This is a genomic window from Metamycoplasma phocicerebrale, assembly GCF_003383595.3.
GTDB classification, from domain to species: domain Bacteria; phylum Bacillota_I; class Bacilli_A; order Mycoplasmatales; family Metamycoplasmataceae; genus Metamycoplasma; species Metamycoplasma phocicerebrale.
On sequence record NZ_CP033058.2, the window covers coordinates 81,019 to 107,521 of the forward strand.

Here is a 26,503-nt window from a genome sequence, read left to right on the forward strand (position 1 = left end):
TTTGCATATTTTGGTAAACAAAAAAACAAATTTTGTTTTTAATTAATTCACTTAAAATTTACAATTTTATAAATTTATTATATTTAAGAAAATCTTGATCTTTTTTTATTTTTTCATTATAAAGTTTTATTTTACATACACTTTTTCAAAACCATGATACTGAAATAGTAAACAAAACAGACAATGATGGAAAACTTAAGTTTAATAAAACTTTTAAAAATATACTATCACCTGAATAACCCCATGGTTCTCTAAAATTCATCATTGGATAAATTGTAATTTGAAGTTTTATATATATATCCCAACCGTTTTTTTCTTTTTCAGATATTTTAAAATTAGTCAAAAATTCATCGACTACCTTAATACCAACAAAGTAAACGGCTACAGTAAAAAAATAGTAAAAAAATGAAAACAAAGAAGACAAATATAAATCATATTTATTTAAAACTATCGTTTTTCTAGTAGTAATAAAAAATGATATTCCGATAATAGGATTAATTAAATGAACTAAAAATGTAAGAATTATTTCAATTAATGGTATTTTATTACTTTCTTTAACAAAGAAATAAACATATGGAACAATAATAAATCAAAAAATAGTAAATGTAATAGTTATATAAACTATTGAAAAGAAAAATAGTCTTTTAATTCAAACATATTTTGGCATTATTGCTAGCAAAATCAATGATGCGCCTAAAAGAATATTTGAAACATATGTAAAAGTAAATCTAACTTGAAAAAAGGCCCCTGAAACAGTTGGCAATAAATCTAAATTAAAAATTCTTTCCTTTTCTTTTTGTGTTAATTTAGACAAAGCTTCTGTCATTTTATTAGATATAGAAAATCATCCGCCAACAAATGAAATAGAAACTAATAACAAAATTATAATTCCAAATGAAAGCAATAATCTTCTCTTAATTTTAGTTAATTCCATATACTTACCTTTTAAAAAAATTATACTTAAAAAATAAAAACACAAACACAAAATGTTTGCGTCTCTAATATATTATTTTAAATTATTCTTCATCAGATGAAACTTTTCCACCACGTTTTTTAATAATTTCATCTGCTAAATTACGAGGTAATTTTTCATAATGATCAAATCACATTTGGTAAGTTCCACGACCTGTAGTCATAGATCTCAATTGAGTTGCATAACCAAACATTTCGCTTAGAGGAATGTAAGATTTAATAACATGTGCTCCATCATTTCTTGTTTCGTTATCACGAACTTGCCCACGTCTTCTTGAAATATCACCCATAACATCTCCAAAGAAATCTTCAGGAACAACAACAGCTACATCCATAATTGGTTCTAATAAAACTGTTCCTAATTGTTCACGACCTTTTGTAAGCGATTTAGAAGCAGCAATTTTATATGCTAATTCTGAAGAGTCGACTTCATGGTATGAACCATCAAATAATGTTGCTTTAATGTCAATCATTGGGTACCCCGCAAGAATACCAATGTCCATTTTTTCTCTAAGACCTTTTTCAATTGACTTGATATATTCTTTAGGAATCTTACCCCCAACAATTTTGTCAACAAATTCAAAACCTCCATCTGGATTAGGTTCATATTTAATTCATACGTGACCATATTGCCCTTTACCACCAGATTGTTTCTTGTGAATACCTTCAACTTCTGCTGATTTAGTAATCGTTTCACGATATGAAACTTGAGGTGCTCCAACACTTACTTCTACTTTAAATTCACGTTTTAATCTATCAACAATAATATCTAAGTGTAATTCTCCCATACCAGCAATAATTGTTTGGCCTGTTTCTTCATCTGTATAGTATTTAAATGTAGGATCTTCAGCTCCTAAACGTTGTAATGCTAAAGATAATTTTTCAGAAGCGTCTTTTGTTTTAGGTTCAATAGCTTGAGATATAACTGGTTCTGGAAAATTCATATTTTCTAAAACTATATCTTTATGTTTATCATCAATTAATGTATTTCCAGTTGTTGTATATTTTAATCCGACAGCTGCAGCAATATCCCCTGTTCTAACTTCATCAATATCAGTTCTTGAATTGGCATGCATTAATAAAATACGACTTAATCTTTCTTTTTCGCCCTTTGTTGAGTTTGCAACATAAGAGCCTTTTGTAATAACTCCACTATAAACTCTAAAGAATGTTAAATTTCCTACAAATGGGTCATTCATAACTTTAAATGCTAATGATGAAAAGAATTCATCGTCAGAAGCTGGTATATTAATTTCTTCATCACCTTTATAAGCTTTCATAGCTGGAATATCTAATGGGCTAGGCAAATAATCCACAACAGCATCTAACATAAATTTAACACCTTTATTTTTAAATGATGTTCCACATACTACTGGAAAATATGTAGATGTTAAGGTTGCTTTTCTAATCGCCTTCTTTAGCAATTCGGCAGAAACTTCTTGTTCAGTTAATAATAATTCCATAATTTCTTCATCAAAATCTGCTAATGATTCTGCTAGCGAAGCACGCAATAAATGTGCTTCATCTTTTAAATGATCTGGAATTTCAATTTCTTTGACATTTTCATCAACCGAACCATCAAATTCATAAGCTTTCATAGTCACTAAATCTACAACACCCATAAATTGAGCTTCTTCTCCAATGTTTAATTGAATTGCATGCGCATTTGCTCCTAATAATTTTCTTAAAGATTCAATTGATGCTTTAAAATTTGCACCCATTTTATCCATTTTATTAACATAAACAATTCTAGGCACTTTATAGTTTGTTGCTTGTCTTCAAACTGTCTCAGTTTGTGGTTCGACACCTGATTGTGCATCAAGAACAGTTACTGCTCCATCTAATACACGTAGTGAACGTTCAACTTCAATAGTAAAGTCAACGTGGCCCGGGGTGTCAATTATATTTAATCTTTTATGTTTTCAATAAGCTGTTGTAGCAGCTGAGGTTATTGTTATACCACGTTCTTGTTCTTGGGCCATTCAATCCATTTGTGAAGCACCTTCATGTGTTTCACCTATTTTATGAATTTTACCTGTATGATATAGAACTCTTTCTGTGGTTGTAGTTTTACCAGCGTCAATATGCGCCATAATTCCAATATTACGATAATCTTCTAATTTATATTCTCTAGACATATTTTTTCCTATTCTTATAAATTGATAAAATTATTATCATCTAAAGTGAGCAAATGCTTTGTTTGATTCAGCCATTTTATGAGTATCTTCACGCTTTTTAATTGCGCCACCCATTTTATTTGAAGCATCAATAATTTCATGTGCTAACTTTTCTTCCATAGTTTTATCGTTTCTTAATCTTGAATATTGGATTATTCATCTTAGAGCTAAAGTTTGTTTTCTTTTTGCACTAACTTCACATGGAACTTGATAGTTTGATCCACCCACTCTTCTTGAACGAACTTCAAGTTGAGGACTTACATTTTCTAAAGCAATATTGAATACTTCTAATGGATCTTTTCCTGTTTTTTCTTTTACAATTTCAAATGCGTTATATAAGATATTTTCAGCAACAGATTTTTTCCCGTCTAACATAATGGTATTAATTAATTTAGTAATAATCTTTGAGTTAAAAACTGGATCTGCTAAGACATCTCTAACTGGTGCTTTATGTTTTCTTGACATATTTTTTCCTTTCTAATTTAACTTTTTAATTAATTACTTTTTGGTTTCTTTGTACCATATACTGAACGAGCTTGTTTTCTGTTATTAACTCCCGCAGCATCTTGTGTTCCACGCACAATTGTATATCTTACTCCGGGTAAATCTTTAACTTTACCTCCACGAATTAAAACAACTGAGTGTTCTTGTAAATTGTGACCTTCTCCTGGAATATAAGCTGTAACTTCTTGTCCATTTGATAATCTAACACGGGCATATTTACGAATAGCTGAGTTAGGTTTTTTAGGTGTCATTGTAGCAACCCGAGTACATACACCACGTTTAAATGGCGCCGGAATTGCATTTTCTTTTTTTAGTAAAGAGTTATACATTTTTCCTAAAGCAGGAGCTTTAGATTTTGTAGTTTTATCTCTACGGCCTTGTTTAACTAATTGAGCAACTGTAGGCATTTTTTTCCTTTCTTTATTTTTAAAATAATTTTTTTAATAATGTTTGGTATTTTCTAACTAAATTGAAAAATACTTATAAATTATACAACAACTAAACCGGTGTTTCATATTTTTTTATAAATTTTTTATATTTTAAAAAGTTAAAAAATAAAAGTGGTAATTTAGCCACTTAAATTAAGGTGTTTTTTATCTATTTTTATCTTTTTATCTTTAATTTCTTTAATAAATTTTTCTAATAAAATATTTTTATTTTTTAATTCCTCAATAGTGAGATTGTAATCTATATTATTTTCCGTTTTTAAATATTCTTCTATTTCTTTAGTTAAAACTTCATATTTTGGATTTATTATATTAGCTAAAGTTCAAACTGAGAAATCATTAATATTTTTTAAATATTGAGAAATAATATCTATTTTTTGTTGTTTAATATCACTAAAACGTTTAATAATATTAGAAATTCTTGTTTCGGCTTCTTCTTTTAGTTTTTCAAATGTATTTACTTCATCAATGCGTTTTTGTTTTAAGTCTTGTATTAAAGCATTTAAGTCATTTTTTAAAGCTATAACATCCTGATCAGTTGTGTTTGGAAAAAAATTATCTACATCTTTAATTGTATTAAATACTTTATTTTTTACATAATTTAAAAGTGAATACTTTAAATTTTCAAATTTAACACAAGAAACCATCATAGGAGCCACAAACAGCGGGCTTAAAGCTAATAAAGGCAATCATTTAATATTTTTTTTCATAATATTATTTTTACTTATTATTCTATATTTAATAAAAACTTAGATATTAAATAATCTTGATATTTTATTAAAAAATCTGGAAGCATATCTTCATTTATTTTTTTGCCTTCATCCATTGTGTAAGTAATTGACACATTTGTATTGTAAAATAAATCTTCAATTTCTGCATCACGATAAAATAATCATGAATTTTTAGAAACAGGTTGATAAAGCGGATCAATTGTACGAGCAGAATAAACATATTCTTCATATTTTTTATTAAATTCTTCTTTAGACATTTTTGATAAATCTTCAGTCTCTTTTAATATTTTTGCTTTTCTATCTGCTTGTTCCATTCAAAGAACTTCTTTTTCTATTTTTGTTAAATTAGCAGGTTCTACAGTTAATTTATTTTTTTCACTTTCAATATTAAGACTTTTACCTTTTTCTATACTTTCATTAACTTCTGCAAAATATTTTATTTTAAAAAGTTGGCTTAAAAACAAAGGATATTGTTTTTTAAATTCAATTTCACTCATATCATTATAAAAACCAATTCATTTCGAAAAAACATTAGGTAATAACACATTTGATGACCTTAATTTCTTCAAATCAATACTAATTTTTTTAGGATAATTTTTATCTAATGCTTCCTTTTTCAATTCTTTTAAGGAAACAAGCTCATTATAAACATCTTCATTTGTATTCTTATATTGAGGATAATTAAATTTGACATAGCGTAATACAAAATGAGATATTACAAAAGCACCAAGCATTATTAAACCAATTTCATAAGCTGCTATAAAAACCGGTGCATACGAGACATTGCCACTATTGTATACCCTTACTAATGCAAATAAAGAAATAAATACTTGAGAAAAAATAATCAAAACAATTATTATAATATTAAAAAATGCATTACTTTTAAAACTAAGGCCTTGAATATAATCTTTAACAAGATACTCGCTCAAAACTTTTTGAGTTTTATCAATAGTTCTTTTGTAGTTTATGAAATATTTAATCAACAAATACATATTAACAATCATCAATAGTGTAACAATAGCTGAAAACAATAAAAATGAACCCGAAGCTTTTTGTGTGCTTGTAGCACTTGAACTTGTATCATATAAAATTTCGTTCATGTTACTTCCTTTCATTTTTTTAATCGTCTAATTTAGAAGAATCTAAATTTTCTAAATCTTTATTCAAATTTTTTTCAATGCTATTTTTTTTGTTTAAATTCGAATTTTTATTTTGTTCGTTTGTTTCAAATATTAATATTATTTTGTCAATTAATTTTTCCCTAGGCAAATCTTCTGCTCCAAAAATGTTTAATTTATTTGCCATTAAAATTAGTTTTTCATTATCTAAACTATTTAATTGATCACGATAATTAATATTATTTTTTTGATTTATATCTGCTTGTGTTGATATAAATGCTTGATCGATATTATTAGAAATTTTTGAAGAATTTTCTTGTTGCATCATTTGTGCAAATGATTCAAAGTTTGGTGCCCCAGAATTTTGCATTTGTGCTTGAATTTTTACATATCTAAACATTTTAATAATTTTTCCACACGGTCAATAAAAAACAAAATAACCTATTGGTAAGGCAATTGTGTAAACTAAATTTAATATTCTATTTATATTTCAAATTTGTATGTTAAATAAACTACCTATACCTCAAAATAAATTAATTGCAACTATAAAAATTAAAAAAGCATATATGCTTGATAGCCAAGGCGAATAAACACTAAAATCCTTCGCTTTTAATGATTTTATTCAAAATACTAAATGAAATGCTAATATAGCTATTCCTAATAACATACTAAATAAAGAAATAATAAATGTTCTTACATATGTTTGTCTTGCAAAGCCTTGAACTTCTGTTGGAGTTAATTTGGAATTTGATTGCGATATAGCTACAAGGTAGTTCTGAATATAACTTTCTTTTCTAACTGCATATTCAATAAAAATAGTTAACAACAATAAAGTTACAATTGATAAAAATATAGTAAAAAGAATTCATCTTATACTAAACTTTTTCTTATGATCTTCATACAATTGATCAGTTGTTGAATAAGTTGTCAAATCTATGTCTCTCATAATACCCTCCTTTTGGTAAAATTTTATAATATAAATTATATATTATATGTTAATTTAATTTATTGACTTCAATTTCTTTTAACATAATATTAGGAATTGGGGCTTCAAAATGCTTTATTTTTCCTTTATTATCTACAAAATCGAGTTGCATAGCATGCAGCCTTTGATTAAAATCATCTATTTTTTTATTATATATTGGATCTCCGTAAATAGGGTGTTTTATATAGTTTAAATGAACGCGTATTTGATGTGTTCTCCCTGTTTTTAAATTACATTTAATAAGAGTTTTTTCTTTATTATCTATTTTTAGATAATCTAAAACTTCTATCATTGTGTAGGCATTTTTAGCATTTTGTTGCGAAACTGTAAATTTTTGTCTGTTTTTAGTATCCCTTGCTATTGGCAAATCAATATGCATTTTTTTATTAGCAATTTTGCCATCAACTATTGCAATATATGTTCTATCTATTTTATGTTCTTTCAATAAAGAAGCAAAATAATTATGTGTTGCGTTGTTTTTGGCAATAATCAAAAGACCACTTGTATCTTTATCGATTCTATGAACTACACCCAATCTTAACAAACCATTTACATCGCTTAAATTATTTTTAAAATGATACATTAGAGCATTAACTAAAGTATTATCATAATGTCCTGGAGCTGGATGAACAGTCATTCCGGAAGGTTTATTTATTACTAAATAGTCTTCATTTTCAAAAATAATATCAATATCTATATTTTGGGGTTCTACAGTTGTTTGTTTATCTAATAATTTAGTTACTTCAATTGCATCATTTTCTTTAACAATATATTTATTTTTGTTTATTTTTATACCATTAACAAAAACAGCTCCTTGAGATATTAATTCTTGAATATCATTCCTAGTTATTGTTGAATTGTTTGTAATATATTTATCTATTCTTTCTGAATAAGTAGCTATTAGTTTTACCATAATCTTTAAATTATAACATTTTGCTATAATTATCTATATGAAGTTGTTAGAAATAAAAAAATCCAAATTTTATCCTTTTTTGTTTAATGTTTCATCTAAAGAAGAAGTAAAACAAATTATTTTAAAAATAAAACAAGAGCATAAAAAAGCTAAACATGTTGTATATGCTTTTATTATTGAACAAAATAACACTATTTTAAGCGGATTCAGCGATGATAATGAACCAAAGGGAGTCGCAGGAAGACCCTTGTACAATTTACTTGAAAACAAAAAAATAATAAATAAATTAATTGTTATAGTTAGATACTTTGGAGGTATAGAATTAGGAAAAAGCAATTTATTAAGAGCATATTTGCAAGCAGGAAAACTATTATTTTAATAAAAAAATATCCTACATTATTTTTTTATTATTAGATTTTTAAAAACCACTTATTTTTGAAATAAAACTTCTTTTGTTTTTTCATCTATTTTTTGCATTTCAATTGTTTCATTTTTTTCTTCGCCTTTACTGTATTTTTTAATATAAATAAATTGTAAAGAATTTATAGTAAAACTTATGCATTGTCAAACAATCATACCAACTACATTAATTAATTCAGCATCTTTTGAAACCACTGAAAAAATAAAATGTAATAATCATACAACGCAATTAAATAAAAACAATAAAGCCATATAAGGGCTTACTCCATGAAAGTCTTTTTTTCTCATCCCTGTAATAAATTGAGGTAAAAAGGCCAATGTAGTAAAAGCTGGAGCTATCAACGAAATAATCAAAGCATTTACCCCGTCTAATTTAGCAAATTTTGTAGGTATTGTTCATCTTAATATAAAAGCTATAAATAAAATTAAATAAATACCAGCTATTGTAGATATTGAAGAAATAACACCAGTCATCATATGTTTTGTTTTTTTAGAATAAAAATGATATAAAAAATACATGGTAAAAGTATATATTATGCCACAAATAAAATTTGAAACAAAAATACTAATTGAAGTTGCGTCATTATTATGTCATACTCCAAGAGCAGTTCACATTAACAAACCAATGTAAAAAATTCAAAAAGAAAAAAAATTAACTTTTCCTGTTTTCTTTGCTTTCAGTTGATAAACCAATTGAGGAATACCTAATCCAACTGTAATAATCGCACCAATATATCCAAACACCTGCGCAGCAATTGACATAATAAATCCCCTTTCTTATTTAAATTTAAAAGCCTTATTATTATATAATAATATTTTTTTAATTTCTATTTTTGGCACAATACACTACTTTTAATAAAATTATTCAAAAAAATAATCGTTTTTAAAATTTTATTTTTTATTTTTCTATTATTATATGAATAATATAAAATAAAATATGAATTGGGGATTATTATGAAAAGAAAAATGAAAAAATTATTGTTGGGTCTATCATCCTTTTTAACAGCATTACCAATAGCATGCATTTCAACTTTAGTTAGCTGTCAAAAAAAAGAAAATAATTTTATTGAACCTTTGGCTAATGCTAAGGTTCCATACTTAGATAATAATTGAGTTTGCACATGAGCTGATGAATTCGATAATAATAAATTGGATGAAAATAAGTGGACACAACAAATAAGAAAAAACAATCATAACAATGAAAAACAATATTACACTGATAAAAATATTATTATAAAAGACTCGATACTTTCTTTAATAGCTAAAAAAGAAGAATATCATGGAAAACATTATACTTCAGCTAAACTGATTACAAAAGATAAAAAATCTTTTAAATATGGGCGTCTTCAAATTAAAGCTAAAAACCCAAAAGGTAGAGGTACTTGGCCTGCAATTTGAATGTTGCCTGTGAATAAAAAAAATATTGAATGGCCACATTATGGTGAAATAGATATAATGGAATATGTCGGTTTTGACGAATCTAAAATTTTTCAAACTATTCATACAGGTCAGCATAATCACAAAAATAAGACTCAAATTGGTTCTAGTTATTTAATAAACTCATCAGATCGCTTTTTAGTTTATGAATTTATTTGATATCCCGATAGATTGGAATGATATGTTGACAACACAAAAATTTTTGAAACAAAATATTTAAAAAATAAAGAAAGGGATGTGGAAAGAGCCTATGAAGAAGTTTTTCCATTTGACAAAGAATTTTATTTAATACTTAATTTAGCAATCGGCGGAACTTGAGCAGGCAAAAAAGGTATAGATGAAAATATTTTTCCTATTTCATTTGATGTTGATTATGTAAGATATTATGAATTTGATTATAAAAAAGTAGATAAAATAATACCGGAAAAAATTAATAAAATATTTAAATCAAAAAATAGTAAATTTCTTTATTGAAATAAACCAAAAGATGATTATGAAATTGAAAAATACAATATTTATTTAAATAAAAAATTATTTAAAACAGTTTCTTTAAATCAGTTTAAATTTGAAGAAATAAAAAATAACGGAAATTATTCTATTCAAATTTCTGCTGTTGATTTCAGTGGCAAGGAAAGTTTTTTAAGTGACGAATTTATTTATAATAAACAGTAATTGACAACTAGCTAAAATTGCTATTTTTTATTATTTAAATAATAAAAAAAACACCTTTCGGTGTTAAGTCATTTCTGAAATGGTGGCTCCGGCAGGAATCGAACCAGCGACACACGGAGCTTCAGTCCGTTGCTCTACCAACTGAGCTACAGAGCCAATGGCGGTCCAGACGGGAATTGAACCCGCGATCTCTTCCGTGACAGGGAAGCGTATTAAACCACTTTACCACTGGACCGTGGTTGCGGAGATTGGAATTGAACCAATGACCTTTGGGTTATGAGCCCAACGAGCTGCCCCTGCTCTACTCCGCTATATAATGGCGGGCAATGAGGGATTTGAACCCCCGCGGGCCGTGAAGCCCCTGGCAGTTTTCAAGACTGCTCCCTTCAGCCTCTTGGGTAATTGCCCAAAATGGTGGACCCAACAGGACTCGAACCTGTAACCGACCGGTTATGAGCCGGTTGCTCTAACCATTGAGCTATGGGTCCTAACTATTTTTCCCGTATGGGTTTTTGCATATGGTAGCACCGAAGAGAGTCGAACTCTTGACCTTCCGGGTATGAACCGGACGCTCTAACCAACTGAGCTACAGTGCCATAAATGGTGGAGAGGAAGGGACTCGAACCCTCTACCTCCTGCGTGCAAGGCAGGCGCTCTGGCCAGGTGAGCTACCCCCCCATAAATGGTGAAGAAGACAGGATTCGAACCTGCGACCGCTTGAGCCCAAGTCAAGTGCTCTACCAAGCTGAGCTACTTCTCCACACACGTGTTAATTGCTTAAATGCTTTATTATTATATATTATTTTTTTTATTTGTTAATTTTTTTATTAATTTTATAGTATCAATTAAACACAAAATTATTTATTAGCAATTTAATATTATATAAAGATTTAATATTTGTTATTATATTTAATAATAAATAAAAAAATAAGGTGGTTTGTAATGAAAAAAATAATTTTTGTTATAGATATGGTTAAGGGTTTTTGTATAAAAGGAAATTTGGCTAGTTCTGATATCAATAAAATTGTTCCTAATATAAAAAATTATTTAGAAAAAAATAAAGAAAATAAAATTGTTTTTATAAATGATAATCATTCAAAAAATGATATTGAAATGGAAGTTTATCCTTTACATTGCTTAAGTGGTACTGAAGAATCTGAAGTTGTCGAAGAATTAAAACCTTATGCGAAAACAATAATAAAAAAGAATACAACTAATTCTTTTTTTGCTATAGAAAATAAAAGTATTTTTGAAGAATTTGATACTTTTGAGATTATAGGATGTTGTACAGATATTTGCATATTACAATTTGCTCTAACATTAAAAACTTATTTAAATTTTAAAAATATTAATAAGGATGTAGTTGTTTTTAAGAATTTGGTAGATACTTTTAATTCAAAAGATCACAATAGAATTGAATATCATAACAATGCTTTAAATTTAATGAACAATGCAGGAATAAAAATAAAATAAAAAAATATTGGGCGTTATGCTCAATATTTTACTAATTTTTAGATATGGCGGGCAATAAGGGATTTGAACCCTTGCAAGTCTATTTGACTTCTAACAGTTTTCGAAACTGTCCCCTTCAGCCTCTTGGGTAATTGCCCATAAACCATAAAAATTATATATTGTTTTAATATATATTTAAATATCTTTATTTATGATATTTAATATTTTTTTTAATCGCTAAACTTCGATATATTTGTTCAACTAACATTATTCTAAAAAGTTGATGAGGAAAAGTCATTTTTGAAAAATTAATTTTATTTTGAAATTTATCTTCTTGAACTCCATTAGAGCCACCTATTACAAAAGTCATATTATCTTCAACAAATAAATCTGAAAATTCTTCGCTCGACATTTGTTTTCCTTTTAAAGACAAATATATAATTTTTGAATTCTTTGGAACTTTAGAAAAAATCATTTCTGTTTCTTTTGCAATTTTTAAATCAATATTTTCATTGATTACTTCTTTAATTTCAATTAAATTTAAATTAGCTAGAAAAGAAATTTTTTTAAGGTATTGATCATATATTTTTTTATATTCGCTAGATAATGACCCTACTGCAATTATATTAATTTTCATTATTTTTTCCTATTATTTAAATAAAACATAAGCATTTGAATGTCGGCTGGATTTATTCCGCTAATTCTTGTGGCTTGGCCAATAGTAGAAGGTTTAATTTTATTCAATTTTTGTCTTGCTTCTGTTGCTAAATTTTCAACTTTTCAATAATCAATATCTTTTGGCAATTTCAATTTTTCTAATCTTATCATTTTTTCTGCAGCTGTTTCTTGTTTTTTTAAGTAACCAAATAATCTAACTTGAATTGTTATTTCATCAATATAAGGATAATTTGTTCCCAAAATATCAATAGGGTCCACAGCAGGGTTGGCCAATAATTTTAAATAAGAAATTCCATTAACTACATTATACTTAATACCAATTTCACTTTTTGAAGAAATAAATTTATTTTTTAATTCCTCAATTGTTTTTTGAATATATTTATATTTATTAATTACTTCTTCATATTCTGTTTTAGATATCATTTTATTATCATAAGCATATTGAACTAATCTCTCGTCCACGTTATCATTTCTTAATAATAAACGATATTCTGCTCTACTAGTTAGCATTCTATATGGTTCAGAAGTACCTTTTGTTACAATATCATCAATTAAAACTCCAATATAAGCATCAGAACGTTTTATTTCTAAACTTGGCATATTTTGAATTTTATTTGCAGCATTTATACCAGCTATTAAACCTTGGGCTGCAGCTTCTTCATAACCACTTGTACCATTAGGTTGTCCAGCTGAAAAGAAGTTTTCTAAAACTTTAGATTCTAAAGATTTATAAAGTTCAAGAGGATTAATTGCATCATATTCAATGGCGTAACCATATTTTTGAATTCTTGCATTTTCTAATCCAGGAACAGATCTTATCATTTCATCCTGAACATCTACTGGCATTGAGGTTGAAAGACCGTTGATATACATAATATCGCCTCTAGATGTTTCTGGTTCAAAAAATACATGATGTGTTTCTTTTTCTTGAAATCTAACTATTTTATCTTCAATGCTTGGACAATATCTAGGACCTATTCCAACAATAATACCTGAATACAAAGAACTTCTATCTAAATTTTTTAAAACTATTTCTTTTGTTTTAGGAGTAGTGTGAGTTAAAAAACAAGATGTCTGTTCATCTAACCTTATATTAGAGTGTTTAGAAAAATGTAATTCAGTTTTATCTAATACTTCTTGTTCAACTTTTGAAAAATCTATACTATCAGTATATATACGACAAGGTGTTCCAGTTTTTAATCTTTGAATTTCAAAACCATATTTAGCCAAATTTTGAGATAAAACTGAACTGTTTTTTTCTCCATCTGGTCCATCGTTCTTTATATCTGTTCCTCTAAGTATTCTAGAGTTCATATAAACTCCAGTTGTCATTATTGTTACTTTTGAATGAATTTCATTATTTTGTAATGTTTCTACTCCTAAACATTTATTATTTTGCACAATTAAATCAACAACTTCATCTTCAATTAAGGTTATGTTTTTTTCTTTTTGAATTGCTTCTAAAATAATTTCTGAATACTTTTCTTTATCAATTTGAGCTCGTAAAGACCAAACTGCTGGGCCTTTAGATGTATTTAGCATCTTAATTTGTATCATAGATTTATCAGCAAAAATACCTTGGACTCCTCCAAGTGTATCTATTTCTCGGGTAATTATCCCTTTTGCAGATCCACCAATAGAAGGATTACAAGGTAACATTGCTAATCTTTTTATATTTAAGGTAATTAGGGCAACTTTTAAATTTCTTTTTGCTAAAGCAAAAACTGCTTCGATTCCAGCATGACCACCACCAATTACAATGGCATCATACTCTTTATTAATCATTTTTTTATACCTATTTAATTTCTTTTAAAATTTTTTCAATTTTTGCAGCTGAAGGTTCAACTGTGTCAATCATAAACACCAATTCTGGTAGTTTTTTATACTTTCAGGTTTTAGCAACAATTGAACGTATAAATGGAGCCATTGCTGTAATTTTTTCAAAATATCTTTCTTTATCTCTAAATAAAGTAATAAATACTTTTGCATGCGATCCATCTGTTGATAAAATCACATCGTTTATAGCAATATTTGCTACGTCAAAATCTTTTAATTCATAAAAACTATTACCGATTAATTCTAATAATAGTTGAGTTTTTCTTTCGTGATTAATTGTGTTCATATTAAACTAATACATCCTCATAAAATTTTAATTCATCATCTACTTCTATTTTATCAAAATCTTTAATGTGTGTGCCAAAATCGAAACCTTTTTCTACAACTTTAACATCATTTTTTTCTCTTTTTAAAGAATCTATATTACCTTTAAATATACTTTTGCCTCTTCTAATAATTTCCACTTTGCAGTATTCCTTGGCTTGACCCTCTAACATTTTGCATCCAGCTATAGCTCCAACCTTAGAATAAAAGAACTTTTGAATAATAACTGCTAAGCCAATTTGCTTTTCTTCGTAAACTGGTTCTTTTAAATTTTTTACTATTGATTCTAATTCTTCAACTATTTTATAAATAATATTGTGTGAAACAATTTTGATACCTTTTGTTTCTGCCATTTTTTTAATATCGTTAGGAACACTAATGTTAAACGAATATATTCGGGCATTTGAAGTGTCAGCTAACAATAAATCTGCTCTTGTTAATTCACCTGCTGTAGCTCTTATAACATTAACTGAAACTTCTTCATTGCCTATTTTTAATAATGTTTGCTTTATAGCCTCTGCCGTTCCTTGAACATCAGTCTTAATAATTATATTTAACGTTTTTTTACCATCTTTAAATGTAAAGGCATTTTTTTCATTTAATTCTTTTTGTTTTTCAATATATAATTTTTCATCCGCTAATTTTTTTGCAAATTTTTCATCACTAATAACAATAAATCTATCTCCAGAAAGAGGGTTTTTATTTAAACCTGTAACTACACAGGGAGTTCCAGGTAATACTTTTTGTAATGGTTTGCCTTCTATTGATAATAAACTACGAATATTACCATATTGACCGCCAGCAACAATAAAATCTCTAGGCATTAAGGTTCCATTTTCAACAATAACAGTAGAAACAGATCCTCGACCTTTATCAATCTTAGATTCAATAATTGTTCCAAAAGCGTCCCTATTTAAATTAGCTTTTAAATCTAACAAGTCTGCTTGTAAGAAAATAGCTTCAAGTAATTTATCAATATTTTGATTATTAATAGCTGACCCATAAATAAATTGATTTTGTCCGCCCCATTCCTCACAAATAATATCTTGTTCGCTCATTTGACTTTTAATTTTTTCAACATCAGCACCTGGTTTATCCATTTTATTTACAAATATAATTATTGGAACATTTGCTGCTTTAGCATGATCAATAGCTTCAATTGTTTGTGGTTTAACACCATCATCAGCAGCGACAACTATTACAACTATATCTGTAACTTTAGCTCCTCTTAAACGCATTTCAGTAAAAGCTTCATGACCTGGTGTGTCTAAAAATGTTATCTTTCTATTGTTGTATTCAACTTGATATGCACCGGTATGTTGAGTAATTCCGCCAAATTCAGAAGCTAAAATATTGCTTTTTCTAATTTGATCAATTAATGTTGTTTTACCATGATCAACATGCCCCATTATTGTAACAATAGGACATCTTTGAAATAGATCGTTAGGATCATCGGCAACTTCTAATTTGTCAAAAAGATTTTCAGCATCCACTACTTCTTCTTTTTTAAAGTCTAAATCATAATTTAAACATAGTTCTGCTATTTCTTCTTCGTTAAGAGAAGTATTGATAGTTTTTATAATTCCTTTTTTAAAAAAATAAGTTAATATCTCCGCTGAATTTTTTTTAATTTTTAAACTAAATTCTGCAATTGTTAAAGGACCACTAAAAATAAACACTCCATCTTGAACTTTAGTTTCTACTGTATTTAATTTCTCTTTAATGCTACTTACATTAGATGTTCTTTTACTATTTCTTTGTTTACCCATAAATTCACCTCTTTTCTTAATTTTTCATAAATTTCTGGATCTATATTTTGTCTAAATGCTTTATTTAAAAGTTTTTTTCTAAACAAAGTCTCTATTTGATCTTTTGATTTTAAACAATATGCACCACGGCCACCTAATTCAAAATTTGGATCAAAGTAAAAATTGTTATTAAATTTTGCAAATCTTATTAATTCTTGCACTGGATAAATTTTTCCATCAACTATTGATTTACGTAAATAATTTTTATCAATCTTCATTGTCTAAATCACTTAAATCTAAATCTTCTAACCCAGCACTCAAATCTTCATCTTTTTTGAAATCTTTTAATTTTGTAGAAGTTATTTTTTCATAATCTTCTTCTTCCTTATTATTTCTTAATTTTTGTTTTCTTGATTCTACATCTCCTGAATATATATCGTAATCATTATCATTTGCTCCAGCCATATTTTCTATTTCTTGTAAGGCTTTTTCAATATCGTCATCAATATTAGATTCGTATAATTGCTTTTCAAATAAATGGTCTGTTTCTTGTGCTTTTTGTCTAAGTTCTGCTAAATCTGCATCAAACTCTGCAATGTTAAATGTATTTTCTTGATAAGAATTATTAGATTTGTATTTTCTTCTTGTATTAGAAGATAAATCAATTCTTTTGCCCTCATATTTAAGTTTGGCTTGTTCTTCAGTTATATTGGCATTGTCAAATGTATATTGAATACCCATTTTATCAGCTTGATCTTGGCTAATTATGTCTAATCTTGTTTTAGTTAATTCTGAAGTTAAACGAACATTTTGACCTTTTTTGCCAATTGCTAAAGTATGGTGAAAATTAGGAACTATAACTGTATAACTAGGAAATTGAGTCAATGAATCTTCTTTTTCAATAATATCAATAACTCTAGAAGGGCTTATTGCATTCATAACAAATTTCTTTTTATCCTCATCAAATAAAACTACATCAATTTTTTCATTATTAATTTGACGAGAGATAGCTTCAATTCTTTCTGAGTTTTTACCAATAACTGTTCCTAATTCTTCTAATGCAAAAGGAGCCAATTCAGTTTTTCTTATTGCGACTTTAGCTCTTTCTCCAGGAATTCTAACTACTTTAACAATTTCAATAAAACCTTGTGAAACTTCGGGAATTTCTTGTTCAAAAAGTTTGTTAATAAGTTTTGATTCTACTGATGAAACTAATACTTGTGCATTTTTTGATTCTGGTTTTACATCTTCAATATAAACATCTAGAACATCTCCAGGTTTTAAATTTGATAGTAATCTTTGGTTAGTTGTGGAAGGCGACATATAAGCCGGAGTTCCATCATATAATTCCAACAATGTGCCAGTTTTTGAAATATTAAAAATTCTAGCTTTCACAACTGTACCGATTAACACTTGATATTTTTCAAAAGTTTTTTGTTTTTCTAGTTCTCTAATTTGTTGATTGAAAATACTTAATATTTTTTGATAATCTTTTTTACGAAATCTTTCAAAATCAATTTCAGCAGAAATTATATCTTTTTCTTTTATTTTAGGGTCCAATGCTTGCGCTTCTTTTAAAGTTATTTCAATACAGGGATAAAAGTTGTCTATTTCATCATCAGTTTTTGGTTCTGATACAACTACTTTTGTATGGTTAATAACAGTAAAGTTTTTGTTATTTTTATCAATAATAAATTCTAATTCAGCATCCCTATCATATTGTCCTATGATAACTTGCTCAACAGCAGATTTAAATAAATCAATAACCACATCTTCGTCAATTTTTTTTATTTGAGCAACATTGTAAATTGCCTCAAAAATTTGTTTTGTTTTTAAAGTATCATTGCTACTTTTGAAACTCATCTTTACTCCTTCATAGTATATATTTATGCAAAAAGGATCGGCACTAGGCCAACCCTTTTTAATCTCAATTAAAAATAGTATGTACTTATTTTAATATATTTTCTTGTTTTTTTAACAAAAATGCATAATTTATAACTTTATCAAATAATTTTTCCTTGTATTTTGCCATTTTTTTTATCAAGATCAATTATTTTTATATTTAAATTATCACCAACAGAAACCAACTCGCTTGGGTGCTTTATAAATTGATTATCATTTTTTTTCATATTTGTAATATGAATTAAAACATTTTCTTTTAAACCAATATAAGCAAATACGCCAAAATTAGTAATGTTTTGAATTTGACCAATAATTTCTTGGCCCACTTTAATATCTTCAAATTTTAAAATTTGGTCATTTACAATAAAACCGGCTTTATTTTCTCTGATATCTTTTCCAGGAGCTATTAAAGAATCAACAATTAAATCTATATCATATCTACTTGCATTTAATTTATTGGCCAAATCGTCTCTATTTGCATTTTTCAAAATATTTTTATCAATATTGTTTAAATCAATGTTCAATATTGATACAACCCTATCTGCTAACTTGTATGATTCAGGGTGTATATTTGTTTGATCATAAAATTCTTTAGAATCATAAATTCTTAAAAAACCAACACATTGTTCATAGGCCTTAGGTCCTAATCCTTTTACTTTTTTCAGTTCCTCTCTATCTTGAAATAAACCATTTTCATTTCTATAATCCACTATATTTTGAGCAATAGATTTTGAAAGGCCTGAAACATATTCTAAAATAAATTTAGTTGCGGTATTTAAATCAACTCCAACTAAGTTAACTACTTTATTAACTTTGTAAGCTAATTTTTGCGCTAATTCTTTTTGGTTAACATCGTGTTGATATTGCCCAACTCCTAAAGATTTTGGATCAATTTTAATTAATTCATTAAGAGGGTCTTGAAATTTTCTTCCAATATTTATAGCAGATCTATATTCTAATTCTAAATCTGGAAATTCCTCTTGAGCTATTTTAGAAGCAGAATACACAGAAGCGCCCACTTCACTTACTATTGCATATTTGGTATCAACGTTATATCCTTTTTCTCTTCTAACTTTTAATAATTTATCTACTCATTCTTCTGTTTCGCGACTGGCTGTTCCATTTCCTATAACAATTAAATCAATAGGATATTTATTTAACATATCATGGGTCTTTTTAACTGCTTGAATAAATTTTTCTTTATTTCCGATATGAGGATAAATTACAAAACCTTCTAAATAATTTCCATTTTTATCTAAAATTACAATTTTGCATCCATTCAAATATCCTGGATCAATTGACATAATGTTTTTATTTTTTGTAGCAGGAGCCAATAATAAAGATTCTAAATTACTTGAAAACAATTCGATAGCTTCTTTTTCAGCCCTTTCAAATAAATCTGTTTTTATTTCTCTTATTATGGAAGGAATTATTAATCTATCTAAAGAATCTTTTATAGCTTCATTTGTTATTTTAGCTGTTCTTTTATTAATAAAATATTTATTATTTAAATAATAAATAAGGGGTTTTTCATTGTACTGAATAGTGTAAGAAAGAATTTTTTTGTCCTCGGCTCTAGTTATTGCAAGAATTCTATGATTAGGAATATTTTTTACTCTTTCAGAAAAATCATAATAAAGCTTAAATACTTCTTTATCATCTTCAGTATTTTTTTTCTTTGTAACAATAGTACCAAAATTATACAATTGAGACTTAATATATTCACGAGCAACTATGTCTTGAGATACATTTTGAGCTATAATAAATTTTGTTTGCTCAATAACTTGATCAACGTCCTTTAAAGTATCTCCATTAATATATTTTTTAGCTTCATTAAAAACATCGAAACTTTCATCTTTGTTTTTAAGTATTAATTCTGCCAAGGGTCCTAAACCTAAAGCTATAGCTTCAGTGGCTTTTGTTTTTTTACCAACTTTAAATGGCTCATAAATATTTTCTACTTCTTGTTTTGTAATTGCATTTTGTATTTTGGCTTTTGTTTTTTCATCTAATAATTTTTTTTCTTCAAGAATACTCATTACATATTCTTTTCTCTTTTGCAATTCCACATCATATGCATAGTATTCATTAATTTTAGATACTTGTTCCTCATCTAAACCACCTGTTATTTCTTTTCTATAACGAGAAATAAAAGGAATTGTGGCACCTTCTTTTAATAAATTTAAAGTCTTTTGCACTTGATCGTGACTTATATTCAATTTTTTAGAAACGTTCTTAATAGATATATCCATATTTGCTCCATATTAATTTTTCTAATATTATAAATTATTTATTTTTTAAAATATATTTTAAAGATTAATGTTAAAATGATTTTTAAAAAAAGCAAGTAAAATTACTTGCTTAAATTATATATAAACTTTATATATTGACAGAGTTTGTATTATTTAAATTATATGAATTATTTGAATTTTGAGTATTTTTGCTTGCCTTGTAGTATAGTATTGATGCTATAAATGACAATAAAGGAAAGCTTAAAACACCAATTAAGAATAAAACACCAATTACTGTTTCGTTATCCTGAAATGCTTTTGCACAACCCACTATGCTATAAATTCAAGCTACAAGTGATGCTACTCCTAAAAAAATAAAGTAAAAGATTGCAAATACTCCTGTTCCTCAGCTTAGTCCTAATAATGTATAACTACTCCCTATGCCGCTGCCAGCAGCACCTAATGCAATAGCAATAACAATAAATAATGGTAATGAAAAAATTGCTGCTGCAAAAGATACTATATTTGCAATCATAATAGATTTAGCTAATTTCATATGTTCCTTTCTATTTTTAATAATTATATTATATTTTAAAAAATAGTAATTTTAAATAAAAAAATATTACTTTGAATTTTCGATTTTCAAAATAATATTTTGAATTAAACATAATGTTAAATCGTTTTTGTTGTTGGTTTTACATTTTCATCTTGATTAAATTTTGTGTTTTCTTTATAATACTTAACTGAAGCAATAAGACCAACTATTGATATTACAAGAATGCCTATTAAAAATAAAATTGCTAAATTTGTTTTTTTATTTCTAAATAACTTAATAGTAACTAAAATGTTAAAAACTAAAGTTACTATGCTAATTATTGTTAAAATATTTGAAAAAACTAAACAAAGTGAAAACAACCATAGATTATTAGCTAGCTCAATTTTAAATAAATTAAAGAAATTCTCGCTTGGGTTGCTTCCAATTGCAATTAATACTGGATAAAGTACAATTGATATAAAAATTGTTGTCAATATAATATAAATTATTTCCATAGCAACTTTTATAGCATTCATAGTTAAAGTTGGAGTTGCCAATTTATCTTTTTCCATCATTCTTCTCCCTAAAAATAATTATATACTAAAAGAATGAAGCAATTTGCTTTATCTATATTTAGAAGTATTAATAAATTAAGATAAATTATAATTCAGCTTAAAAAGCAATATATCAATTTTCTTAATATTTATTATTTTTTGTTTCAATTAAAGTGCTAATAATATAATTATTTATGATAGAAGTTGTACAATAGATTAAAATCAAGGAGAGAAATTTCAAACAAATCTATTGTAAGAACTACTTATGTATTTAATTTAATATTAATAATTCTTAATGTATTAAATTTTGCATTGACAATAATATTTGTTTTTGTAATGTATAAATTGCCAACTTCATTATTATCACAAGAACAATTGTTAAAATGAATATATGAATTTTCAGAATATAATATAACAATAATAATTATTGGTTTTGTTTCAAATATTTTAAATTTAATTTTAAGAGGTTTATCAGTTAAAAAACACAAAGAACCTGGAGGCGATACTTATAGTAAGTTCATGTATAGTTTTTTTTACATAATAATATTTATTACATTTGTAAGTGTTGACCTAAGAAAAATTTTTGTAGTATTTATGTTATAAACTTAGTTTTAAATTTTGTTACTTCAATTTTTGGATTTATTGGAGTAACATTGTTGGTCAACAAAATAAAAAAGACAAATATTATTAACACAATCCAAAAGCAAAATTTTTAATTCGTTTCAATATAAAAGAATTAATTTTAAATATTTTATATTGAAATTAATACAAATTAAAAAATAAATTTGACGCTTATGTATTGAGAAGTCAAATTTATTTTAAAATTATAATTTAATTATATTATTTGCTACTTTTAAATTCTTCAGTGGCTTCTACTAAAGCATTAGCTATTTCTATTTCCCTTGATGAATGACCAGCTATTACAAAATTTAATTTAGATTTTTTTAATTTATTATGCAATAAATAAGCGCCTTCTGGACGACAGTCCATATCATATCTTCCATGAATTATAATTGTTGGTATGTTTTCAATATTTTTTATATTATTCAAAATGTAATTATCATCATCTAAAAAAAGATGGTTCACAAAGTAATGATTTTCTAATCTAGCTAATTCCAAATTGGCTTTATTGTTTTCTAATATTGTTTCAATATCAGGTAAAGGGTTCATTGTTATTAGACCTAATTCTCATTTAGCTCAATGATATGCTGCTTTATATGCAATATTAATATCTTTATGATTTAAATATTTAGAATATGCTTTAATTAAATCGCCACGCTCGTTTTTAGGAATAAAAGAAGAAAATTCTTTATAGGCTTCAGGAAAATATTGAGAGGCACCTTTTTGATATAAATAATAATCATCTTCACGACGTCCTAAAAATATACCTCTTAATATTAATCCTTTAACTCTATTAGGATAATTTATAGCATAAATCAAACTTAAGCAAGTCCCTCAAGAACCGCCAAACAAGATTCATTTCTCAATATTTAATTTTTTTCTTAAAAGTTCAATATCACTAATTAAATTCATAGTGGTATTTTCTTTTATTTCAGCTGAGGGAATAGATTTTCCACAACCTCTTTGGTCAAAAAGAATTATTCGATAATGTTTAGGATCAAAATATTGTCTATTAGATTCTGATATACCCCCACCGGGTCCTCCATGAACAAACAAAATCGGTTCTCCTTTTGGATTGCCCGCTTCTTCATAATATAAACTATGAATATCGCTTACTTTTAAATAATTTGTTTTGTATGGTTCTATTGGTTCAAACATTTTTTTCCTTTCTTATTTTATTTATCGAATATTTTTAATGATAATTTAATTTTTAATTTTGCTAATTTAATCAAAATAAAAATTAATATATAAGCGTTTTTGTTAAATGGATGTTTAATTATTTGTCTAAAAAAGCTTTTTGCAACTTTAATTCAAAATACTTGTTTATAAGATTTTCTTAAATTAATTTTTGAATTTAAATTAATTATTGTTTGAATTACTAAAGTAGCTAAAAACTTAACAAAACTTTTTTTAGTAATATTTTTTAAAATTTTAGCTACTATTTTTTCTAAGGTTCTTCAATTTTTATATTTTAAACTTGAGGCTTTTATTTTAAGTATTTCTAAAATAGTATTAACTGCATTTTTTTCATCATCTTTAAAAATTAGATAAATGTTATATAAAAACAATTCAATAATATTTTCTAAATGTTCAAATTGAGATTTTAAAAAAATTTTAAAAAATTTTGAAACTTTTTGAATTTCTCTTTTTTCTTTAATATAAGATAAAAAGTTTATTCCTATTAATTTTATTTCTTCAATTAATTTTTTATCCTTAAAAATTTCCTTAGCTATTTGCGAAACTGTATCTGACAATTTATTAAAAAAATAACCATTTTTTCAATCTTTTAAAATTGCTTCCAAAAAAGAAGATAATAAATTATAAAAATAAACATCTTTATTTATTATTTCAAGAAAAATTTCATATATTGCGGCTCTATTTTTATTTAAAACATTTTCTATATATTTAGTAATAGCTATTTTTGGTTTTCGAGCACTTTCTTGTTCAGCTAATAATAAAAATTTTAAAACGGCCTCAGATTCTAAAATAGAAACCAAAAATTTTAATATATTATTATTTGTTATAAACTTATTTTTGAAAAATAAATATCGTTCTGATTTATTATCAAAAAAATCTAAAATAAAAATCATTTGTTCAGAAAGAATTGTATATAATGAAGCATATTGTTCTCTTTTGACTATTGTATTTTTGCTTTCTTGTATATTGGTTTTTAATAAAGCGAAATATGGGTTTTGAACATCATTTTTTTGATTACATCAAACAGATAAAATGTTAACTATTCTATTAACTCTTTTTTCAAACAAAAATAAATTTCTATTAATTTTATGCTTATTTCTTTTTGTTATTTTTTTACTATAAGATATGCTAAATTTTTTAAGTTTTTTAAGCATTTTTTTATCATAATCTTTAAATTGGCATTGGTTTTCTAAAAAAGCTACAAATAATTTTTTAGCCATTTCTTGATACCCTAATTCAGTCGGATGAACGTCAATCATATTTTCAGCAAACACTCGCGAATTCTTAAATCATTGTTTGTAATTAAAACTTTTAACTAAAATACATTCATTTTTTTGTGCTACATTTTCAAAAATCTTTTCAAAAATACCTAAATTTTTTTTAAAAAAATCATTATATATTTCAGGATTTTTAAATCTTAAAAATTTTTCATAAGATAAATAATAATGCAAAAAAGGTGGTGTATATGTAACTAAGGCTATTTTTAATTCAGAATTTATAATTTTAACATTTTTAATAAATTTATCTAACTCTTGTTCTGTCCTTAAAGTTAAAGTTTTCAAATGATTTAATATATCTAATTTTATTTCTTTTTGTTTATATAAATTTTTTTCTAAAACTAAATTACGAAATTTAATAAATGGATATGAGCTTTGAAATTCATTCCCCCCTATCGATATACTCAAAAAATTTGCTTCTTTTATTTTTGCAATAAATTTTTTTGATAACTCACGAAATTGCTCGTTTTCATCTAAATTATGATTATGTTCTCAAAATTCTTGCTTTAGATCTAAATTTGAACGTTTATATAGTTCGTTATTAATTTCTGCTACATTAAGTACACTTAAATTCAATTTACTGTCAACTAAACTATTTAAATCTGAAATTCTTAATGTAGAAGCAGATATATTTTCCATTTCGATGTTTTGTCAATATTCTTCTCAATTGTCATTATATCTTTTGCTAATATAATCCAAATAAAATTCCATAAAATAATCGGCATATGAATATCCCTTGACAAATTCTTTTGAAGTTTTATACCCCGCTGTTCCACACCCAATTTTTGAATTAAATCCTTGAGATATAGAATCACCTATAGCTAAATATTTATATTTTTTGGTTTTCATTAACTTTTAATTATATTGTATATATTATAAATTTTACAAATTTATAATAAAAATAACTCACGCGTTATGCATGAGTTATTATTTTTGTTGTTTTAATTATAATTTGTAATATTTTTCAACAACTTGTGTTAATGTGCCTAAAGGTAATGCACCAGTTTCTAGTAATACATTAAAGAACTCTTTAATGTTTTCTTTATTTTCAACAAAGTCTTTTCTTGATAATCCTTTTGAATTACGTACTTTATCATATAAATCTAACATCAATTCTTTACCTGAATTATAAGATGTTGCTTGACCTGGTAGATTTAAGTAACGTTTAGATTCAGAGGTTATATCTCCAATACCTAAAGCTGAATTAGCTTGCATATAAGCTCTAACTTCGGAAATTGAAGCACCTGCTGGTAAATCTTTTTCAGCTTTTTCTAAATCGCCATGGTATGCTGTATCTATTGCTCTTCTCATGTTACGTAATTGAGCTTCATTTAAGGCACCAAAGTATTGTAACATGTTTGTTAATTCGGCAGCTTTTAAAGTATGTTCTTTATCATTGTCAATTGGATTAACTGAAGCTACTAAATCTCAGTAAACTCCACCATGCAACTCTTTCATTTCTTTAATTTCTTCATCTGTAACATCTTCAGATTTTTCAGCTTTTATAAAACTTGTAATACCTGCTGATTTTTTGAAACTTACAGGTAAAGCATAATAGTCTTTGCTTTCATAATCAGGAGTTCCATATCAACCAGATTCAATTCCAAATCATTCTGTAAATAATGCTCAACCTTCAATATAAGAAGTATAACTAAAAATATCTCCAATTGTTTCATCATTTATTGTTTTTAAGAATTGTTTTGCATAATAAATTTGGTTGTGGTGACCCATAACGCTTTCATGGTTTGCAAAAGAGGTTACTGATCATTTTGG

General features: G+C 26.1%; 25 protein-coding genes and 9 tRNA genes. 4 read left to right on the forward strand and 30 right to left on the reverse strand.

All coding sequences use genetic code 4. The annotated features are described in order from the left end of the window. Positions 1–58: 58 nt before the first annotated feature. From DMC14_RS05635 to DMC14_RS00320, 8 genes are all read right to left on the reverse strand, one after another. Positions 59–934, reverse strand: coding sequence for an MAGa3780 family membrane protein (locus tag DMC14_RS05635; RefSeq protein WP_116171854.1), 876 nt, complete (start codon positions 932–934; stop codon positions 59–61). 82 nt (positions 935–1,016) lie between these two features. Then, entirely contained in the window at positions 1,017–3,110 is a 2,094-nt protein-coding gene (gene fusA, locus DMC14_RS00290) for an elongation factor G (protein ID WP_116171855.1), read from the reverse strand. A 33-nt stretch (positions 3,111–3,143) separates the two neighbouring features. After that, on the reverse strand, positions 3,144–3,614 hold the full coding sequence (gene rpsG, locus DMC14_RS00295; protein WP_116171856.1) for a 30S ribosomal protein S7: 471 nt from the start codon (positions 3,612–3,614) through the stop codon (positions 3,144–3,146). Positions 3,615–3,643: 29 nt separating this feature from the next. Beyond that, entirely contained in the window at positions 3,644–4,060 is a 417-nt protein-coding gene (rpsL, locus tag DMC14_RS00300; RefSeq protein ID WP_116171857.1) for a 30S ribosomal protein S12, read from the reverse strand. Between the two features lie 161 nt (positions 4,061–4,221). After that, the gene (locus DMC14_RS05640; protein ID WP_116171858.1) at positions 4,222–4,809 is read right to left on the reverse strand and encodes a hypothetical protein; all 588 of its coding nucleotides are present in this window, start codon (positions 4,807–4,809) and stop codon (positions 4,222–4,224) included. 17 nt (positions 4,810–4,826) lie between these two features. After that, complete coding sequence (locus DMC14_RS05645) at positions 4,827–5,930, reverse strand: ABC transporter permease (protein WP_116171859.1); 1,104 nt, start codon at positions 5,928–5,930, stop codon at positions 4,827–4,829. Positions 5,931–5,949: 19 nt separating this feature from the next. Then, on the reverse strand, positions 5,950–6,894 hold the full coding sequence (locus tag DMC14_RS05650; protein WP_116171860.1) for a hypothetical protein: 945 nt from the start codon (positions 6,892–6,894) through the stop codon (positions 5,950–5,952). Between the two features lie 49 nt (positions 6,895–6,943). Continuing rightward, positions 6,944–7,846, reverse strand: coding sequence for an RluA family pseudouridine synthase (locus tag DMC14_RS00320; protein WP_116171861.1), 903 nt, complete (start codon positions 7,844–7,846; stop codon positions 6,944–6,946). 37 nt (positions 7,847–7,883) lie between these two features. On the opposite strand from DMC14_RS00320, the gene DMC14_RS00325 reads away from it, so the two are divergent. Continuing rightward, positions 7,884–8,225 (forward strand): YigZ family protein, encoded by a 342-nt coding sequence (locus DMC14_RS00325; RefSeq protein ID WP_116171862.1) that lies wholly within the window; start codon positions 7,884–7,886, stop codon positions 8,223–8,225. 50 nt (positions 8,226–8,275) lie between these two features. On the opposite strand, the gene DMC14_RS05655 is transcribed toward DMC14_RS00325, so the two are convergent. Continuing rightward, a complete protein-coding gene (locus DMC14_RS05655) occupies positions 8,276–9,028 on the reverse strand; it encodes a PQ-loop domain-containing transporter (protein WP_137412646.1) in 753 nt (250 codons plus the stop codon). A 192-nt stretch (positions 9,029–9,220) separates the two neighbouring features. Here DMC14_RS05655 and DMC14_RS00335 point away from each other — a divergent pair, with 192 nt between their 5' ends. Then, the gene (locus DMC14_RS00335) at positions 9,221–10,375 is read left to right on the forward strand and encodes a glycoside hydrolase family 16 protein (RefSeq protein WP_116171864.1); all 1,155 of its coding nucleotides are present in this window, start codon (positions 9,221–9,223) and stop codon (positions 10,373–10,375) included. Positions 10,376–10,455: 80 nt separating this feature from the next. Here the strand turns inward: DMC14_RS00335 and DMC14_RS00340 are convergent. The 8 genes from DMC14_RS00340 to DMC14_RS00375 form a co-directional block, all read right to left on the reverse strand. Further along, positions 10,456–10,531: transfer RNA gene (locus tag DMC14_RS00340), tRNA-Phe, on the reverse strand. Between the two features lie 2 nt (positions 10,532–10,533). Beyond that, positions 10,534–10,610 (reverse strand) — tRNA-Asp (locus tag DMC14_RS00345). 1 nt (position 10,611) lies between these two features. After that, positions 10,612–10,686: transfer RNA gene (locus tag DMC14_RS00350), tRNA-Met, on the reverse strand. Between the two features lie 6 nt (positions 10,687–10,692). Next, positions 10,693–10,783: transfer RNA gene (locus DMC14_RS00355), tRNA-Ser, on the reverse strand. Between the two features lie 4 nt (positions 10,784–10,787). Beyond that, positions 10,788–10,863 (reverse strand) — tRNA-Ile (locus DMC14_RS00360). A 31-nt stretch (positions 10,864–10,894) separates the two neighbouring features. Next, positions 10,895–10,971, reverse strand: a tRNA-Met gene (locus DMC14_RS00365). 5 nt (positions 10,972–10,976) lie between these two features. Continuing rightward, positions 10,977–11,053 (reverse strand) — tRNA-Ala (locus tag DMC14_RS00370). Between the two features lie 5 nt (positions 11,054–11,058). Continuing rightward, positions 11,059–11,135: transfer RNA gene (locus DMC14_RS00375), tRNA-Pro, on the reverse strand. Between the two features lie 182 nt (positions 11,136–11,317). On the opposite strand from DMC14_RS00375, the gene DMC14_RS00380 reads away from it, so the two are divergent. Further along, the gene (locus DMC14_RS00380) at positions 11,318–11,848 is read left to right on the forward strand and encodes a cysteine hydrolase family protein (protein ID WP_116171865.1); all 531 of its coding nucleotides are present in this window, start codon (positions 11,318–11,320) and stop codon (positions 11,846–11,848) included. A gap of 45 nt (positions 11,849–11,893) precedes the next feature. Here DMC14_RS00380 and DMC14_RS00385 read toward each other — a convergent pair. The 10 genes from DMC14_RS00385 to DMC14_RS00430 all read right to left on the reverse strand — a co-directional run bounded on the left by DMC14_RS00385 (position 11,894) and on the right by DMC14_RS00430 (position 21,656). Next, positions 11,894–11,985: transfer RNA gene (locus tag DMC14_RS00385), tRNA-Ser, on the reverse strand. 47 nt (positions 11,986–12,032) lie between these two features. Continuing rightward, entirely contained in the window at positions 12,033–12,464 is a 432-nt protein-coding gene (locus DMC14_RS00390; RefSeq protein ID WP_116171866.1) for a 23S rRNA (pseudouridine(1915)-N(3))-methyltransferase RlmH, read from the reverse strand. Further along, a complete protein-coding gene (gene mnmG / locus DMC14_RS00395) occupies positions 12,464–14,290 on the reverse strand; it encodes a tRNA uridine-5-carboxymethylaminomethyl(34) synthesis enzyme MnmG (RefSeq protein WP_175393432.1) in 1,827 nt (608 codons plus the stop codon). Before mnmG ends, DMC14_RS00390 begins: the two co-directional genes overlap by 1 nt. A gap of 10 nt (positions 14,291–14,300) precedes the next feature. Next, positions 14,301–14,627, reverse strand: a complete 327-nt coding sequence (gene rbfA, locus DMC14_RS00400; protein WP_116171867.1) for a 30S ribosome-binding factor RbfA — start codon at positions 14,625–14,627, stop codon at positions 14,301–14,303. 1 nt (position 14,628) lies between these two features. Next, the gene (infB, locus tag DMC14_RS00405) at positions 14,629–16,434 is read right to left on the reverse strand and encodes a translation initiation factor IF-2 (protein ID WP_116171868.1); all 1,806 of its coding nucleotides are present in this window, start codon (positions 16,432–16,434) and stop codon (positions 14,629–14,631) included. After that, positions 16,395–16,691 (reverse strand): YlxR family protein, encoded by a 297-nt coding sequence (locus DMC14_RS00410; protein WP_116171869.1) that lies wholly within the window; start codon positions 16,689–16,691, stop codon positions 16,395–16,397. The genes infB and DMC14_RS00410 overlap by 40 nt, the downstream gene beginning before the upstream one ends. Continuing rightward, positions 16,678–18,276 carry a transcription termination factor NusA gene (gene nusA / locus DMC14_RS00415; RefSeq protein ID WP_116171870.1) on the reverse strand — a complete coding sequence of 533 codons (1,599 nt, stop codon included), beginning with the start codon at positions 18,274–18,276 and terminating at the stop codon, positions 16,678–16,680. The genes DMC14_RS00410 and nusA overlap by 14 nt, the downstream gene beginning before the upstream one ends. Positions 18,277–18,413: 137 nt before the next feature. Next, positions 18,414–20,567, reverse strand: a complete 2,154-nt coding sequence (locus DMC14_RS00420; protein WP_116171871.1) for a helix-hairpin-helix domain-containing protein — start codon at positions 20,565–20,567, stop codon at positions 18,414–18,416. A 127-nt stretch (positions 20,568–20,694) separates the two neighbouring features. Continuing rightward, complete coding sequence (locus tag DMC14_RS05660) at positions 20,695–21,102, reverse strand: hypothetical protein (RefSeq protein WP_116171872.1); 408 nt, start codon at positions 21,100–21,102, stop codon at positions 20,695–20,697. A 116-nt stretch (positions 21,103–21,218) separates the two neighbouring features. Then, positions 21,219–21,656 carry a hypothetical protein gene (locus tag DMC14_RS00430; protein ID WP_116171873.1) on the reverse strand — a complete coding sequence of 146 codons (438 nt, stop codon included), beginning with the start codon at positions 21,654–21,656 and terminating at the stop codon, positions 21,219–21,221. 183 nt (positions 21,657–21,839) lie between these two features. Between DMC14_RS00430 and DMC14_RS05665 the strand changes: the two genes are divergently transcribed. Then, entirely contained in the window at positions 21,840–22,238 is a 399-nt protein-coding gene (locus DMC14_RS05665; RefSeq protein WP_116171874.1) for a hypothetical protein, read from the forward strand. 237 nt (positions 22,239–22,475) lie between these two features. Here DMC14_RS05665 and pip read toward each other — a convergent pair whose 3' ends face one another. The 3 genes from pip to DMC14_RS03575 form a co-directional block, all read right to left on the reverse strand. Continuing rightward, a complete protein-coding gene (gene pip / locus DMC14_RS05670) occupies positions 22,476–23,414 on the reverse strand; it encodes a prolyl aminopeptidase (RefSeq protein ID WP_116171875.1) in 939 nt (312 codons plus the stop codon). Positions 23,415–23,431: 17 nt separating this feature from the next. Further along, positions 23,432–25,579: an SGNH/GDSL hydrolase family protein gene (locus tag DMC14_RS05675; RefSeq protein ID WP_116171876.1), complete on the reverse strand. Its 2,148-nt coding sequence runs from the start codon at positions 25,577–25,579 to the stop codon at positions 23,432–23,434. A gap of 96 nt (positions 25,580–25,675) precedes the next feature. Beyond that, positions 25,676–26,461 (reverse strand): DUF885 family protein, encoded by a 786-nt coding sequence (locus DMC14_RS03575; protein WP_277870941.1) that lies wholly within the window; start codon positions 26,459–26,461, stop codon positions 25,676–25,678. Between the last annotated feature and the right edge of the window lie 42 nt (positions 26,462–26,503).